The sequence below is a fragment of the Paucibacter sp. JuS9 genome (genome assembly GCF_044043925.2).
In the GTDB taxonomy this organism is placed as follows: Bacteria; Pseudomonadota; Gammaproteobacteria; order Burkholderiales; family Burkholderiaceae_C; genus JAUASW01.
On sequence record NZ_CP194172.1, the window covers coordinates 3,478,126 to 3,493,969 of the forward strand.

Genomic DNA, 15,844 nt, shown 5'->3' on the forward strand with positions numbered 1-15,844 from the left:
GGCGTCGACAATAGTGCCCATGAGTGCAGAGTACCCCAGCAAGCAGGAACAGCGCCGGCTGCAGATGTCCGACATCGCACGCCTGGCCGGCGTCTCGGTGTCCACCGTGTCCCGGGCCCTGAGCGGCAGCCGCCTGGTCAATGACGAGACCCGCCAGCGCATCACCGAGCTGGCCCGGTCGCTCAACTACTCGATCAATCTCGGCGCCCAGAACCTGCGCCTGCAGAAGAACAACACGGTGGCCGTGGTCGTGCCCTTCGATGCGCAGTCCAGGCAGCACATCTCCGACCCCTTCTTCCTGTCCATCGTCGGCGCCATCGCCGACGAGCTGACCGACCGTGGCATCGACATGCTGCTGTCCCGCGTCGACGCCGAGCGGCTGGACCTGGCGGCGCAGATCATCGACTCCGGCAAGGCCACCGGCCTGCTGGTGATCGGCCAATGGCGCCACCACGACCAGCTCAACGACATGGCCGCCCGCAAGCTGCCGGTGGTGGTCTGGGGGGCACAGATGCCACAGCAGCTGTACTGCAACGTGGGGGGCGACAACCGCCTGGGCGGCGACCTCGCCACACGCCACCTGCTGGACGCCGGCCGTCGCCACATCGCCTTCCTGGGTGATGCCGAATTGCCCGAGGTCATGATGCGGCGCGCCGGGTACTGGGATGCGCTGGAGCGCGCCGGCCAGCCTCGCACGCCGGGCCTGGAACTGAAGGCGCCTTTCGACGTGAGCAGCGGCCGCGCAGCAATGGAGCGCTTCTTCGCCGAGCACCGAGCCATCGACGGCGTGGTGGCCTGCAGCGACCTGCTCGCGCTCCAGGCCATCCAGGTGCTGCGGAGCCTGGGCCGCGAGGTGCCGGCCGATGTGGCGGTCTGCGGCTATGACGACATGCCGCTGGCCGCCTACTGCGACCCACCCCTGACCAGCGTCCACCAGCCCGTGGCCCAAGCCGGCGCCCAGTTGGTGGAGCAGCTCATGGCCCTGCTGAACGGCCAGACCGCCCTGCCCGTGACGCTGCCGGTGCACCTGGTGGTGCGCCAGAGCGCTCCCTGAGCGCAGTCAATTCGCCGATGCAAAGGATTGCAATTAAAACCAATCCTTTCCCGCTCGATTTCGCGTCTGCGCGCGAGTAGCACCCAATCTATCGCGATCTCATAGCGCTATCCCTGAATTGCAATCGATTGCAAAACAAATCGACCGAGCCCAGAATGGCGACAGGCCGAGGATGGTGTGCACCGGTACAAACGGGGCACACCATCCAGGAGACCCCACCCAGAGCGCCCCATGCGCCAAGCCCGGAGACAACACAATGCAAGCCCCCCATTCGCCCCTGCCCCGCGGACGCTTCCAGGCCGCGCCTCTCGCCCTGGCCCTGAGCCTGGCCTTCAGCCCGGTGTTCGCGCAGGAAGCCACACCGCCCGCCACCAAGGCGGAGGAAGGTGACGGCCTCAAGCTGGACCGCGTGGTGCTGACCGGCACCTCGATCAAGGTCAGCAAGATGAAGCAGAGCCTGTCCATCAGCTCGCTGGACGGCGAGCAGCTGAGCCGCTCCGGCGCCACCAGCGCCACCGAGCTGCTGCGCTCGGTGCCCGGCGTGCGCTCGGAATCTTCCGGCGGCGAGGGCAATGCCAACATCACCGTGCGTGGCGTGCCGCTGTCGGCCGGCGGCTCGCGCTATGTGCAGATCCAGGAAGACGGCCTGCCGGTGCTGCTGTTCGGCGACATCGCCTTCGGCACGGCCGACCAGTTCCTGCGCGCCGACTACAACGTCGAGCGCCTGGAAGTGCTGCGCGGCGGCTCGGCCTCCACGCTGGTGAGCAACTCGCCCGGCGGCGTCATCAACTTCATCAGCAAGACCGGCACCGAGAAGGGCGGCAGCGTGGGCCTCAGCCTGGGCCTGGGCCGCGACCTGCGTCGCATCGACGTGGACTACGGCGGCAGCAATGCCTCGGGCACGAGCTTCCACATCGGCGGTTTCAACCGCACCGGCGAGGGCGGCCGGCCCACCGGCCAGACGCTGGAAAGCGGCGGCCAGATCAAGGCCAACATCACGCAGAAATTCGACCAGGGCTGGCTGCGCCTGAACCTGAAGGCGCTGGATGACAAGACTCCGTCCCTGATGCCGGTGCCGGTCACCGTGAGCAACGGCCGCATCAACACGATCAACGGCATCGACCCGCGCACCGCCTTCTTCATCACGCCGGGTCTGTCGCGCGACGTGGGTGTGGACAAGGACGGCAATGCCGTCAGCAGCGCCACCCGCGACGGCCTGCGTGTCAAGAGCACGGCCATCGGCTTCGAGGGGGGCTACGACCTCGGCAACGGCCTGAGCGTTGAAGACAAGTTCCGCAAGGCGTCCAACTCCGGCCGCTTCATGGCGCTGTTCCCGGCCGACAACGGCAACAACGGCAAGGCGGCCTTCTTCACCGGCACCCTGTTCAACACCTCGCTCGACAGCCTGGACAACAGCTTCAACGACCTGAAGCTCACCAAGGTGATCCAGCAGCCGGGCGGCAAGCTGACCCTGGTGGGCGGCCTGTTCACCGGCACGCAGGATGTGGCCCAGACCTGGTTCTGGAACCAGTACAACCTGACGATGAGCGGCACGGCCGCCCAGGTAGTCGACGCCACCGGCAAGCCCAGCACCCAGCCCGTCGCCCTCGGCTGGACGACCTGGGGCGGCTGCTGCACCCGCAGCTTCAACGTGCAGTACACCCAGAACGCACCCTACGCGGCCCTGGCCTGGGAGAGCGGCGCGCTGAACATCGACGCCAGCATCCGGCGTGACGAGCAGAAGGCGGCCGGCTACACCGTGGCCGGCAACAACACGGCCAGGACCTGGGACGGCGCAAGCCAGAAGACGGTCAACTACAAGGTCACGCACGACTCCTACTCGCTGGGCGCCAACCTGTCGCTGGACAAGAACACGGCCCTGTTCGGACGCATCAGCAACGGCGTGGCCTTCAGCGCCGACCGCCTGCTCTACGGCAACCCGCTCGACGGCTCGGTGCCGATCGCGGTGAACGAGATCGACCAGGCGGAAGCCGGCGTCAAGTGGCGCTCGCAGGGCCTGAGCCTGTTCGCCACGCTGTTCAATGCCCGCACGAAGGAAAGCAACTACGAGGTCACGACCCGCAACTTCACCGCCAACCGCTACAGCGCGAACGGCCTGGAGCTGGAGGCCGCCTACACGCTGGGCGACCTGCGCGTGAACGCGGGTGCCACGCTGACCGACGCCAAGATCAAGGGCTCGAACGACGCCAGCGTGGTGGGCAAGCAGCCGCGCCGTCAGGCCAAGCTGGTCTACCAGCTGGCGCCGACCTGGAGCCTCGGGGACCTCGAACTCGGCGTGTCGGTCGTCGGCTCGGGCAAGTCTTACGGCGATGACCAGAACACCATCACCATGCCGGCCTACCGTGTGGTGAATGCCTTCGCGAGCTACCAGCTGAACGCCCGCACGCAGCTCTCGGTCTCGGCCAACAACCTGTTCAATGCACTGGCCTACACCGAGATCGAAGGCGACGGCCACGCCGCCCGCGCGCTCAACGGCCGCACCGTGCGCGCCGCGCTGAAGTTCGACTTCTGAGCCCGCGGCCATGGCGGAGTTGCTGCCCCTCGGGCCGGTCCTGCTGATCGGCGAGGCCCTGGTCGACGAGTTCGCCGACGGGCCGGTCGCGGGCGGCGCACCGCTCAATGTCGCGCGCTCGCTGGCCAGCCTCGGCCAGGCCGCGCGGCTGGCCAGCCGCGTGGGGCAGGACGATGCCGGCGCGCTGCGCATCCGTCAGGCGATGCGGCGCTCCGGCCTGTCCGAGCGGGGCCTGCAGCTCGACGCCCGGCATCCGACCGGGCGTGTCCACATCGTCGAAGGTCCGCAAGGCCATCGCTTCGAAATCGCCCGCGTCGCCGCCTGGGACCACCTGGACCCGCACCCGGTGCTGGCGCTGGCCGAGGCAGAGCAGCCCGGCGTGGTCTATTTCGGCAGCCTGCAGTTGCGGCGCTTTGCCACACGGCTGCGGCTCGGCAACATGCTGAAGGCCCTGGACCAGGGCGGCCGGCTGTTCTTCCTCGACCTGAACCTGCGTGACGACAGCCGCGACCCCGAGATCGCAGAGGCCTGCCTGCATCAGGCCGACTGGCTCAAGGTCAACGACGAGGAGCTGGCCCAGCTGATGCAGTGGTTCCTGCCCGATGCCGACCCGACCGTGACCGAACCGCTGGCACTGCGGGACGCCGTGGGCGGCCTGATGCGCCGCTTCGATCTGCGCTTGCTCGTGCTGACCCGCGGTCCCTTGGGTCATGCGGCCTTTGCGGCCGATGGCAGCCTGGTCGCTGAAGGCCCCGCCAGTCCCGTGGCCCACCTGGTCGACACCGTCGGCGCCGGCGATGCCTTCAGTGCAATGCTGCTCGCGGCCACACTCGCAGGCCGGGCACTGCCCGAGGCCCTGCGGCTGGCGAGCGGCTTTGCCGCCGCCATGTGCGGCGAGCGCGGGCCGGCACCGGCCGACCCTGCCTTCTTCCACCCCTGGCGTGAAGCGCTGGGCCTCGCCCCGCTGCAACCCAGCCTCGCGGAGATCCGATGAGCGCCTCCACCGCCAAGCCCCGGCTCAGCCTGTGGCAGATCCTGAACATGAACGTCGGCTTCTTCGGCATCCAGTTCAGCTTCGGCCTGCAGCAGAGCAACATGAGCCCGATCTACCAGTACCTCGGCGCCGACGAGGCCAGCCTGCCGCTGCTATGGCTGGCCGGCCCGATGACCGGCCTGCTGGTGCAACCGCTGATCGGCGCGATGAGCGACCGCACGGTCTCGCGCTGGGGCCGGCGCACGCCCTACTTCCTGATCGGCGCCCTGCTGTGCAGCCTCGGCCTGCTGCTGATGCCGACCAGCCCGACGCTGTGGTTCGCGGCCGCCCTGCTGTGGATCCTGGACGCCGCCAACAACGTGACCATGGAACCCTACCGGGCCTATGTGTCAGACCGGCTCGACGAGAGCCAGCATGCCCAGGGCTTCCTGACCCAGAGCGCCTTCACCGGCCTGGCACAGACCCTGGCCTACCTGGCGCCCTCGCTGATGGTCTGGGCTGGCCTGAGCCGCGACGCCGTGGGCAGCAACCACATCCCGCAGACCACGCTGCTGGCCTTCCAGCTCGGCGCCCTGCTGTCCTTCGTCACCGTGTGGTGGTCGGTGCGCCGCGTGCCTGAGCTGCCGCTGAGCCCGTCCGAGCTCTCGGCACTGCGGGCCCGGCCGCGCGGCGCGCGTGCGACGCTGGCCGAGATCGTCGCCGCTTTCCGCGAGATGCCCGACGCGATGCGGCGCCTGTGGTGGATGAAGCTGTTCCAGTGGTACGCCATGATGTGCTACTGGATCTACATCGTGCCCTGCCTGGCCCGCACCATGTTCGGCACCGACGACCCGACCTCCGCCGGCTTCCGCGAGGCCGGCCTCCTGAACGGGCAGATCGGCGGCTTCTACAACTTCGTGGCCTTCCTGGCAGCGCTCAGCATGCTGCCCTTCACCCGGCGTTTCGGCGCGCAGCGGGTGCATGCGCTGTGCCTGCTGCTGGCCGGCGGCGCGCTGTGGTGGATTCCATCCATCCACGACCGCGCGCTGCTGTTCGTGCCGATGCTGGGCGTGGGCCTGGCCTGGGCCAGCATCATGGGCAACCCCTATGTGCTGCTGGCGGGTTGCATCCCTCCCGAGCGAGCCGGGGTCTACATGGGCATCTTCAACATGTTCATCGTGATTCCCATGCTGATCCAGATGCTGACCCTGCCACTGATCTACCAATCCTGGCTGGGCGGCGACCCGGCCCAGGTGATCCGCCTCGCCGGCACCCTGCTTCTGCTGGCTGCCGTGGCCGTCCTGAGGGTGCGCCTGCCGCACCAAGAGAAATGAAGAACCAAGTCCAACTGATCACCTACGTCGACCGACTGGCGGGCACGCTCGAGGGCCTGCGCGGCCTGCTCGCTCCGCAGGGCACGAGCCCGCTGGCCGGCGCTTTCGGCGGCGTGCACCTGCTGCCCTTCTTCTACCCGATCGATGGCGCGGACGCCGGCTTCGACCCGATCGACCACACCCAGGTCGACCCGCGCCTGGGCGGCTGGCCCGAGCTGCGCGCACTGACCGGCGAGCTGGACGTGATGGCCGACGTGATCGTCAACCACGTGTCGGCCGACTCCCCGCAGTTCCAGGACTTTGCCGAGAAGGGCGAGGCCTCGCGCTATGCCGGCCTGTTCCTCACGATGGAGGCGGTGTTCCCGAACGGCGCCACCGAGCAGCAGCTGCTAAAGATCTACCGCCCACGCCCGGGCCTGCCCTTCACCTGCGCCACGCTGAAGAACGGCGAGCGCAAGATCCTCTGGACCACCTTCACGTCCAAGCAGCTGGACATCGACGTGCAGCATCCCGAGGGCCGCGCCTACCTGGACGGCATCCTCGAGCGCTTCGCCGAAAACGGCATCCGTATGATCCGTCTCGACGCGGCCGGCTACGCGATCAAGAAGGCGGGCGAGTCCTGCTTCATGATGCCGGAGAGCTTCGACTTCGTCGCCGATTTCACCCGCCGCGCACAGGCGCTGGGCATTGAGGTGCTGGTCGAGATCCATGCCTACTACCGGCGCCAGATCGAGATTGCCGCCCAGGTGGACTGGGTCTACGACTTCGCGCTGCCGCCGCTGGTGCTGCATGCCTTCGAGTTCGGCACGGCCGATCCGCTGCGGCACTGGATCAGGGTCCGCCCGAACAATGCGCTCACGGTGCTCGACACGCACGACGGCATCGGCATCATCGACATCGGCGCCGATGCGGCCGACCGCGAGGGCTCGCCCGGTCTCGTGCCGCCGGCCGAGCTGGATGCCCTGGTCGAACGCATCCATGCCAACAGCGGCGGCCAGAGCCGCCAGGCCACGGGCGCCGCCGCCTCCAACCTCGATCTCTACCAGGTCAACTGCACCTTCTTTGACGCGCTCGGCGGCGACGAACGGCGCTACCTGCTGGCGCGGGCGCTTCAGTTCTTCCTGCCCGGCGTGCCGCAGGTCTACTACGTGGGCCTGCTGGCCGGCCGCAACGACATGGCGCTGCTGCAGCGCACCGGCGTGGGCCGCGACATCAACCGCCAATACTTCGATGCAGGCCAGCTGGACGACGCCGTGCAAACACCGGTGGTGCAGCGACTGCTGGAATTGATTCGCTGGCGCAACGGGCATCCGGCCTTTGGCGGCCGCTTCGAGCTGCTGCCCGGCCAGGGCGCCACGCTGGCCTTGCGCTGGACCCACGCAGACCAGTGGGCCGAGCTGACGGTGGACATGGCCACGCTGGCCAATCAACGCCGCTGGACCGACACAAGCGGCCAGGTGCAGACCGACAGCTTCTGAGGGAGGCATGCGCCCTTTGGCGCAAATTTCCTGCGTTCACGGGTGAGCCCATTGACTCACTTCACAAGGAGCCACCCGTGAACCTGCCTCACACGCGCCGCCTGACCGCGGCCTTCGCCCTCCTGTTTGTCACCCTGAGCGCCAACGGCCAGGCTGATGAAGCCGGCAGCCTCGCCTACTCGCCGCCGGTGATCGGTGACCGCGATCTGGGAGCGGCCCGAGGAGTGGGCAGGGTGGCCATCGCGTCCTTCGTCGTGCAGTACGTGCTGGGCCAGACCTCCAATGGCGGCGGCGTGACGCTGAGCTTCGAGACGGCGTTGCAATCCGACCCTGGCCGGCTGCAGGCCATGACAGAAACCATGTATGCCAACTTCCAGGCCGCCTTGAGGGCCGCAGGCTTCGAGCTGGTGCCGCACGACACGCTGATGGCCACGCCCGAATACCGCACCATGCAGGAGAAATCCAGCGCCACGCCGCTGCTGATGGAAACCGCCTCGCCGGGTTCCAAGTCGGGCGCCTACAAAAGCCTCTTTCACACGCCCAAGGGCCTGATCCTCAATCTCAAGGGCGACGAGTACGACAACCTGAAGAGCAACTACACCGGCTTCAGCAGCGTCAGCGACGACACGCTGACCTTCACCGGCCGGCTCGGCCAGTACAGCACCAACTGGCCCTACTACGACAAGGCGCTGCAGAAGGCGCTGGGCGCGGCCAGCCTGCATGTGCGCGTGTTCGTGCCCATCGCCCATGTCTGGAACAGTTCCAGCCGCGCCGGCCCCTGGATGCACTACAGCTCGGGCGCCATGGCCGCCGTGCGCCTGGGCGAGCGCTTCACCCGCCTGGCCGTGGGCCACGACGGCGACATCGCCAAGCTCTACCTGACCGAAGACATGATGAGCCGGGGCATCACCGAGGCCAAGTTCCTGCGCGAAACCACCAACCTGTTCGGCAAGGTGACCGGCCGCGAGGTGGACTATCAGATCAACACCCAGGTCTACGAGCAGCTGATACCGGTGATGGCCGACCAGGCCTTGAAGGCCATGCTGGCGCGCCTGAAGGCTGGCGGCTGAGCCGGCCCGGGCCGTGCGTCAGGCTCTGCTGGCCGGCTCCCATGCCTGCCGACGGCGCCAGGCCGCCGGCGGCATGCCGTACTCGCGCCGGAAGGCCCGGCTGAAGGCGGTGTCGGTCTGGTAGCCGACCTCCTCGGCGATCTGCGCCAGCGGCGCATTGCTGCGCGCCAGCAGATTGGAGGCCAGCAGCATGCGCCACTGGGCCAGGTACTGCATCGGCGCCTGACCCACCAGCTGTGCGAAACGCTCCGCAAGCACGGAGCGTGAGGTGCCAGCGGTGCGCGCCAGCTCCTCCAGCGTCCAGCAACGGGCCGGTTCGGCATGCAGGGCGCGCAGCGCGGCGCCGACGATGCGGTCATTCACGCCGGCCAGCCAGCCGGTGTGCTGGCTGCTCTGTTCGAGCATGTAGATGCGCAGCACCTCGATGAACAGCACCTCGGCCAGTTTGGCCAGCAGCCCCTGGCCACCGGGCCGCGGCGAGCGTGCCTCCACCAGGGCATAGCGCACCGAACTCTCCAGCCAGAGGCCGGCATCCGAGCCGCGCACGCTGACCTTCAGCAATGGTGGCAGGCCGGCCAGCAGCATGCGGGCCAGCCGCGCGTCGCAGGCCAGGTAGCCGCACACCAGCTTGGTGGTCGCCCCGCCGCCGCCATAGGCCAGCAAGCGCGGCCGGCGCGCCAGCACCTCGTCCAGCCGCGCGCCCGCTGCCGGCGGCAGGCCCGGCGCCGAGCCCATGCGGTGCGCATCACCCTGCGGGAACACCACCACGTCGCCCGCCACCAGGCGCTGTGGCGCGGCATCGCCGATCTCGACCCAGCATTCGCCTTCGGTGATCATGTGGAAGATCACCACCCGCTCTGCCGTCGGTTCCAGGTGAGGCGCAGCCGAGTCGGCATGCGGCGCCTGATAGCACCACGGTGCGGTGAAGCGGCCGTGCAGGAAGATCGCCCCCACCAGGCGGACCACGCGCAGCGTCTGCGAAAGAGCGTCCATGCCCGCTCAGCTCGCCACGTCCACGTGCAGCGCCAGCGGCATGGGCTGCTCGACGGTGCAGCCCACCGGCGAGCAGCGGGCCGTCCATTCAACCAGGGTGCGCAGCCGTTCGGCAGGCACGCCGGGCGCACCGATGCGCACATGCAGGGCGATCTCCAGCGGCTGCGCCGGCACCGCGCTGCCGTCGGCCTCGGGAATGAGCAGCATGCCGCGCGTATCGGAGCGGCTGCTTGCGCGCGCCTCCAGCGTCTCCAGCCGGATGCCCTCGGCGGCGGCGGCCATCGCGATGCGGGTCACGGCGCAGGAGGCCAGACCCGCACGCATGAACCAGCCGGGCGTCGGTGCGCCGTCTTCGCCGCCGATCTCGGCGGGCATGTCGGTCAGCAGCTCATGGCCGGCGTCGTGCAGCACGCGGGTGCGCAGGCCGCCGTCCCAGCGCGCGGTGGCGGCCGCATCGTCATGAATGCCGGCCTGAGGCTTGCGACGCAAGGCGGCGCTGACTCTGTCGAGAGCTGTGGCTATCCGTTCCATGCTCATGGCGTGCTCCCTTCAGATGCGTGCGGCGATTCTGCAGCCGAGCCCGTCGGTGCGCCAGAGCCGCCGCCGACTGATCGCAATACGGACGCTCGGTCAGGAGCCGCCGACGATCAGGCAGGACGGCGGGTCGGCCGCGCAGCGACAGTGGCGCACCCATCCTCACCTCGGGAGAACCGCATGAACACCGCAGTCATCGACCTTGCCGCCGTCAAGACCCGCCAGCAAGCTGCCTGGGGCAGCGGCGACTACGCAATCATCGGCACCACGCTGCAGATCGTCGGCGAGATGCTGGCCGAGGCCGTGGACCTGCGCACCGACGAGCGCGTGCTCGACGTGGCGGCCGGCAACGGCAATGCGACGCTCGCGGCTGCACGGCGCGGCTGCCTCGTCACATCGACCGACTATGTCGGCACCCTGCTGGAGCGCGGCGCCGAGCGTGCGCGCGCCGAGCGCCTCGCCGTGACCTTCCAGACCGCCGATGCCGAGGCCCTGCCCTTTGCCGACGCCAGCTTCGATGCGGTGCTCTCGACCTTCGGCGTGATGTTCACCCCCGACCATGCCAAGTCCGCCAGCGAGATGACCCGCGTGGTCCGCCCGGGGGGGCGCATCGGCCTGGCCAACTGGACACCTGACAGCATGGTCGGCCGCCTGTTCAAGCTGCTGGGCCGCTACGTGCCGCCACCGGCCGGCGTGCAGCCGCCTGGGCTGTGGGGCACCGAGGCCCATCTGCGCGAGCTGTTCGGCGACAAGGCCGCAAAGCTGCAGATCACGCCCCGCGACTTCGTCTTCCGCTACCGCTCGGCGGCACACTTTGTCGAGGTGTTCCGCAACTGGTACGGACCGGTGCACAAGGCCTTCGCCGCCCAGACGCCCGAGAAGGCCGAGGCCCTGGCTGCCGAGATGGCCGAGCTGCTCGAAAACCTCAACCGCGGCGGCCCGGGGTCCCTGGTCGTGCCTTCGGAATACCTGGAAGTGGTCGTCACTCGGGCGTGAACGAGGCCATGGACGAGCGCCTGCAAGGCCGCATCCAGCGCTATGGCTGGGACCGGGCGGCGCCAGCCTATGCGCGCCATTGGCACGGCCCGCTGGCCGGCTTGCAGCAGCAGTTGATGGCGCTGGCCGCACCCATGCTCGGCGAGGCGGTGCTCGACGTGGCCTGCGGCCCGGGCCTCATGGCAACAACGGCCGCGCTGACCGTCGGGCTGGCCGGTCGGGTGCTCGGTGTCGATCTGTCCGAAACGATGGTGCAGTCCGCCCGGCGGCACGCCGAGGAGTCAGGTTGCAGCCAGGCTCGCTTTGCGCGCATGGATGCCCAGCAACTCGCCCTGCCCGATTCCAGTTTCGACCTGGCGTTGTGCTCACTGGGGCTGATGTATGTGCCCAACCCGCAGGCCGCCTTGCGCGAGCTGTATCGCGTGCTGCGCCCTGGCGGCCGGGCGGTGCTCGCCGTCTGGGGGGAACGCGCCAGCTGTGGCTGGGCGCCGCTGTTCGGCATCGTCGACGCCGAGGTGCAGAGCGAGGTCTGCCCGCTGTTCTTCGGCCTCGGCCAGGGCGATGCGCTGGCCCGCGAATGCGCGTCGGCCGGTCTGCTCGTCAGCCTGCAAAGGCGGCGCCGCGACTCACTGGACTATCGTGACGGCGATGCGGCTTGCGCTGCGGCATTTGCCGGTGGGCCCGTGGCACTGGCCTGGTCGCGCTTCGACACCACGGTGCGAGAGCGCGTCCAGGCCCGCTATCTGCAGGCCCTGGCGCCATGGCAAGACGCCCAAGGCGGCTACCAGGTGCCGGCGCAATACATGATCGTCGCAGCGCAAAAACCGCTGCCTCATCCGCACTGCCCCACGTAGCCACATGCGGTGCAGAAGTCACAGCCGTCCTTGTGGATCATGGTCGAGTTGCCGCACTCCGGGCAGGGCTTGCCGGCTTGTGGCCGCACGGTGGCGGCGGCCGCCTTGTCGCTGATGATCGGTGCCTGCAAGAGGCCCATCTCCACGAGGGGCAGGCCCTGCTCATCCAGCACGCCGAGCATGGCATAGCGGTGAATGATGAGCCGTGCCACATAGGCCACGGTGGAAGGCCAGACCTGCTGGCGGCGCTCCCCTGAAAGGTTGGGCACCGGCGCCATGAAGTGGCCCAGCGGCTCGCCCACGTTCAGGAGCTTGCGCAGCTTCATGCCAATCCAGGCCGGGTCCATCACGCGCATGTCCAGGCTCAGCAAACGCGCCATGCCGTCCAGCGCCTTCGGATAGTTGCCCGAGAAACCCATGGCGCAGGGCCGCGTGACCTGGCCGCCTTCGGGCGTGGGCAGGCTCACCTCTTTCAAGGTGAGCGTGAACTGCTCGCCGGTGGCGGGGTTGTCGACGTCGACCGCCCAGGCCAGGGTGCCGGAGGTGCCGGTGCGCGGCTCCTCGCGGCTGAACATGGCATCGATCACCGGCGTCGGGCCGCCCTCCTGCAGGGCGCCGAGTTGCTCGCAACGCCAGCGGATGACGGCCGCGGTGGCGGCAACCACGCCGGGGAACAAGCGCGGTTCGCCGCCCGGCGGCATCGGCATCTCGAACGCACGCTCCTCGGCCACGGTGGTCAAGGCATCGAGCTTGAGCTTGAGCCAGGCGGCGTCGTTGGTGCGCAGGTCCATCGACAAGGTCTTGGCCACGGCCGACAAGCCACGCGGCTGCTCGGCGCCGTTCACCCACACCTCGAACGGCAGGTTCTTGCCGAACAGGCCGGCGTCCGGCCCCTCGGCCGGCAGCTCTCCAACGAAGAGCGCGAAGTCGCCGTGCGGATGGCGAATCATGTAGCTCCAGGCCGGATTGCCACCGGGCAGCTCGGGCCGGCTGGGCCAGCGCAAAGAGGCCATCACCGCCTTGGGCAGGCGCTCGACGCGCAGGCGCTGGTTGCTGCCGTCCACATCGGTGACCGGGCGCAGCGGTTCAGGCACGGCCGTAGGCTCGACGCTCAGGATGGAACCCAGCACCGAGTTCGGCCGATAGGTGGCCAGGCCCTTCAGCCCGCTCTTCCAGGCTTGCGTGTAGAGGTCCTGGAAATCGGCATAGGGATAGTCGGCCGGCACATTGACCGTCTTCGATATCGACGTGTCGATGTAGGGCGCCACGGCAGCCACCATCGATGCGTGGTCGGCCGCGCTGAGCTCCAGCGCGGTGACGAAGGCCGGCGTCAGCGGCGTGTCGGCGCCATACAGATGGCGGAACAGGCGCCAGGCGTGGTCTTCCACCGCATATTCCTTGAAGCCGCCGTCGGGCATGCGCTTCTTGCGGGTGTAGAACCAGCTGAAGGCCGGCTCGATGCCATTGCTCGCGTTGTCGGCAAACGCCAGGCTGATGGTGCCGGTGGGCGCGATGGACAAGAGGTGAGAGTTGCGCAGACCTTGCGCGCGGATCTTGTCTTTCAGGCCCTGCGGCAGGCGCGAGGCAAAGCTGCCGCCGGACAGGTAGAGGTCGGCGTTGAAGAGCGGGAACGCGCCGCGCTCGGCGGCCAAGTCGGCGCTGGCCTCATAGGCCGCGTTGCGCATCACCTCGCTGATACGGCGCGCCATGTTGCGGGCAGCCTCGGTGTCGTAGCGCAGGTTCAGCATGACGAGCGCATCGCCCAGGCCGGTGAACCCGAGGCCCACGCGGCGCTTGTTGCGCGCCTCGTTCGCCTGCGCAGGCAGGGGCCAGGGCGTCACGTCGAGCACGTTGTCGAGCATCCGCGCTGCGAGCTTGCAGACCTCGGCGAAACCGGCCTCGTCGAACACTGCCTGGTCTTCGAACGCATGCTCGACAAAGCGGGTCAGGTCGATGGAGCCGAGGCAGCAGCAGCCATAGGGGGGCAGGGGTTGTTCAGCGCACGGATTCGTCGCCGAGATCGACTCGCAGTAATGCAGGTTGTTGTCGGCATTGATGCGGTCCAGGAAGAGCACGCCGGGTTCGGCGTGGTCGTAGGTCGAGCGCATGACCTGGTCCCACAGGGCTCGCGCGGGCACGCGGCGGTAGACCCACAAACCGTCCTTGCGCTGGTAGGCACCGCCTTCACGCTGCGCGGGGCCCGGCTCGGCCTTGTGCACCAGCTCGACCTCGCCGCCGGCCTCGACGGCCTGCATGAACACATCGGTCACGCCGACCGAGATGTTGAAGTTCTTCAGGTCGCCCTGGTCCTTGGCGTGGATGAATTCCTCGATGTCAGGATGGTCGCAGCGCAGGACGCCCATCTGCGCGCCGCGGCGCGCGCCGGCGCTCTCCACCGTTTCGCAGCTGCGGTCGAACACCCGCATATAGCTGACCGGGCCGGAGGCACTGGAGCGCGTGGCGCCGACCCAGGCGCCCTTGGGACGGATGCGCGAGAAGTCGTAGCCGACACCGCCGCCGCGGCGCATCGTCTCGGCGGCTTCGGTCAGCGCGGTGTAGATGCCGGGATGGCCTTCTTCCAGCGAGGCGATGGAGTCGCCCACCGGCTGGACGAAGCAGTTGATCAGCGTGGCCGCGAGCTCGGTGCCGGCGGCCGACATGATGCGGCCCGCAGGCACGAAACCGCGCCGCTGCGCCTCGACAAACTTCGCCTCCCACTGCGCGCGCTGCTCGGGCGCTTCCGCCTGCGCCAGGGCTCGCGCCACGCGCAGGCGCAGCGTCTCGATGTCGAGCTCCTCGCCCTTGGCGTATTTCTCGATCAGCACCTCGGCGCTGATGTCCTGCGCAGGCAGGCTGGCGGCATCGGCGCGGGGCTTGGGAAGGGTGGCGATTTCAGAGGACGGGGTGGCGGAAGCGGGGAACTGCGGACTGCTCATGGGACGGAACTCCGGCTGCGATTGGCGGGATGGATTCAGGGCGGGTGCACAGCATCATGCACCCGCCGGAACGCTCCGCCACCGAAGAAACTCTGATCCTCCTCAAGGGCTGTGAGAAGACCCGCAGTGCAAGAGAAGGACTGCAAATGGAAGTGGCGGAAAGCTTTCCGGGGAAAGTTTTCCGCCACTGTACATCCATACAGTTGCCGATGGGCAATTCCGTGCTTGCTTCAGGGATTGTTTCGATCCAGGAAGTCCTGGATCGCCTGGCGGGCCAGCGCCTCGTCCAGCGTTGGCGCGTGGCCGCGGTCGGCAATCTCCAGGGCCTGCAGCGTGGGCAGGCGCTCACTCATGGCCTGCAGCGTGGCGGGTGCCAGGATGTCGGACAGCGCACCGCGGATCGCCAGCACCGGGTGCGCGCCCAGCAGCTGGAACAGCGGCCACAGATTGGGCGCGGCACTGCCGTTGGCCACGCCCTGCGAAATGGTGGGGTCGTAGTCCAGCAGGACCTGCTCGCCCTCCATGATGCAGGTGTTCATCACCATGGCCAGCCAGTCCGCCCGCTCGTAGTCGGGGAAGGCCTCGCGGTTGATCGCGGCAATGCGGTCGATGGCCTCGTTCAGGCTGCAAGGCTCATGCTGCTTGCCCACATAGCCGGCGATGCGCGCAATGCCGCGCGGGTCCAGCTCGGGGCCCACGTCGTTCAGCACGATGGCATGGACGCGCGCCGGCTGCATGGCCGCCAGCATCACTGCCATCAACCCGCCCAGCGAGGTGCCGACGATGCTGACACGCGGCAGTTGCAAGAGGTCCAGCAGGCCCAGCATGTCGACGCAGTAGCGGTCGGGCCGGTAGCGCGTCGGGTCGGCATCGCGCTGCGAGTGGCCCCGGCCGCGCAGGTCCGGGCAGACCACGCGGTAGCGCGTGCTCAGCACTTCGGCCAGCGCGGCGAAGTCCTTGCTGTTGCGCGTGAGCCCGGGCAGGCACAGCACGACCGGTGCGTCCGGTGCCGGCCCTGGGTAGTCACGCGCATACAGCCGCAGCCCGTCGTCGCTCGAGTAATAGCGATCGAGATAGGGCATGCGGCGC

12 protein-coding genes are annotated in these 15,844 nt (G+C 68.6%); 8 read left to right on the forward strand and 4 right to left on the reverse strand.

All coding sequences use genetic code 11. The features are described from left to right. Positions 1 to 19 precede the first annotated feature (19 nt). The 6 genes from ABT392_RS15530 to ABT392_RS15555 all read left to right on the forward strand — a co-directional run bounded on the left by ABT392_RS15530 (position 20) and on the right by ABT392_RS15555 (position 8,442). Positions 20 to 1,054 carry a LacI family DNA-binding transcriptional regulator gene (locus ABT392_RS15530; RefSeq protein ID WP_395385370.1) on the forward strand — a complete coding sequence of 345 codons (1,035 nt, stop codon included), beginning with the start codon at positions 20 to 22 and terminating at the stop codon, positions 1,052 to 1,054. 256 nt (positions 1,055 to 1,310) lie between these two features. Next, positions 1,311 to 3,587 carry a TonB-dependent receptor gene (locus tag ABT392_RS15535; RefSeq protein ID WP_395385369.1) on the forward strand — a complete coding sequence of 759 codons (2,277 nt, stop codon included), beginning with the start codon at positions 1,311 to 1,313 and terminating at the stop codon, positions 3,585 to 3,587. A gap of 10 nt (positions 3,588 to 3,597) precedes the next feature. Further along, positions 3,598 to 4,581 carry a PfkB family carbohydrate kinase gene (locus ABT392_RS15540; protein ID WP_334278268.1) on the forward strand — a complete coding sequence of 328 codons (984 nt, stop codon included), beginning with the start codon at positions 3,598 to 3,600 and terminating at the stop codon, positions 4,579 to 4,581. Further along, positions 4,578 to 5,894 carry an MFS transporter gene (locus ABT392_RS15545; protein WP_334278269.1) on the forward strand — a complete coding sequence of 439 codons (1,317 nt, stop codon included), beginning with the start codon at positions 4,578 to 4,580 and terminating at the stop codon, positions 5,892 to 5,894. The genes ABT392_RS15540 and ABT392_RS15545 overlap by 4 nt, the downstream gene beginning before the upstream one ends. Beyond that, on the forward strand, positions 5,891 to 7,372 hold the full coding sequence (gene gtfA / locus ABT392_RS15550) for a sucrose phosphorylase (protein WP_334278270.1): 1,482 nt from the start codon (positions 5,891 to 5,893) through the stop codon (positions 7,370 to 7,372). Before ABT392_RS15545 ends, gtfA begins: the two co-directional genes overlap by 4 nt. A 77-nt stretch (positions 7,373 to 7,449) precedes the next feature. After that, positions 7,450 to 8,442 (forward strand): SAM domain-containing protein, encoded by a 993-nt coding sequence (locus ABT392_RS15555; RefSeq protein ID WP_334278271.1) that lies wholly within the window; start codon positions 7,450 to 7,452, stop codon positions 8,440 to 8,442. A gap of 18 nt (positions 8,443 to 8,460) precedes the next feature. Here ABT392_RS15555 and ABT392_RS15560 read toward each other — a convergent pair whose 3' ends face one another. Beyond that, entirely contained in the window at positions 8,461 to 9,435 is a 975-nt protein-coding gene (locus ABT392_RS15560; RefSeq protein WP_395385368.1) for an AraC family transcriptional regulator, read from the reverse strand. A 6-nt stretch (positions 9,436 to 9,441) separates the two neighbouring features. Beyond that, positions 9,442 to 9,972 (reverse strand): OsmC family protein, encoded by a 531-nt coding sequence (locus ABT392_RS15565; RefSeq protein ID WP_334278273.1) that lies wholly within the window; start codon positions 9,970 to 9,972, stop codon positions 9,442 to 9,444. A gap of 177 nt (positions 9,973 to 10,149) precedes the next feature. On the opposite strand from ABT392_RS15565, the gene ABT392_RS15570 reads away from it, so the two are divergent. Together ABT392_RS15570 and ABT392_RS15575 are read left to right on the forward strand one after the other, a co-directional pair. After that, positions 10,150 to 10,965, forward strand: coding sequence for a class I SAM-dependent methyltransferase (locus ABT392_RS15570; RefSeq protein ID WP_334278274.1), 816 nt, complete (start codon positions 10,150 to 10,152; stop codon positions 10,963 to 10,965). Between the two features lie 8 nt (positions 10,966 to 10,973). Continuing rightward, on the forward strand, positions 10,974 to 11,819 hold the full coding sequence (locus tag ABT392_RS15575; protein WP_334278275.1) for a class I SAM-dependent methyltransferase: 846 nt from the start codon (positions 10,974 to 10,976) through the stop codon (positions 11,817 to 11,819). On the opposite strand, the gene ABT392_RS15580 is transcribed toward ABT392_RS15575, so the two are convergent. Continuing rightward, positions 11,798 to 14,755, reverse strand: a complete 2,958-nt coding sequence (locus ABT392_RS15580; RefSeq protein WP_334278276.1) for an adenosylcobalamin-dependent ribonucleoside-diphosphate reductase — start codon at positions 14,753 to 14,755, stop codon at positions 11,798 to 11,800. The genes ABT392_RS15575 and ABT392_RS15580 overlap by 22 nt on opposite strands. A gap of 230 nt (positions 14,756 to 14,985) precedes the next feature. Continuing rightward, positions 14,986 to 15,837 (reverse strand): alpha/beta fold hydrolase, encoded by an 852-nt coding sequence (locus tag ABT392_RS15585; RefSeq protein ID WP_334278277.1) that lies wholly within the window; start codon positions 15,835 to 15,837, stop codon positions 14,986 to 14,988. Positions 15,838 to 15,844: the final 7 nt, after the last annotated feature.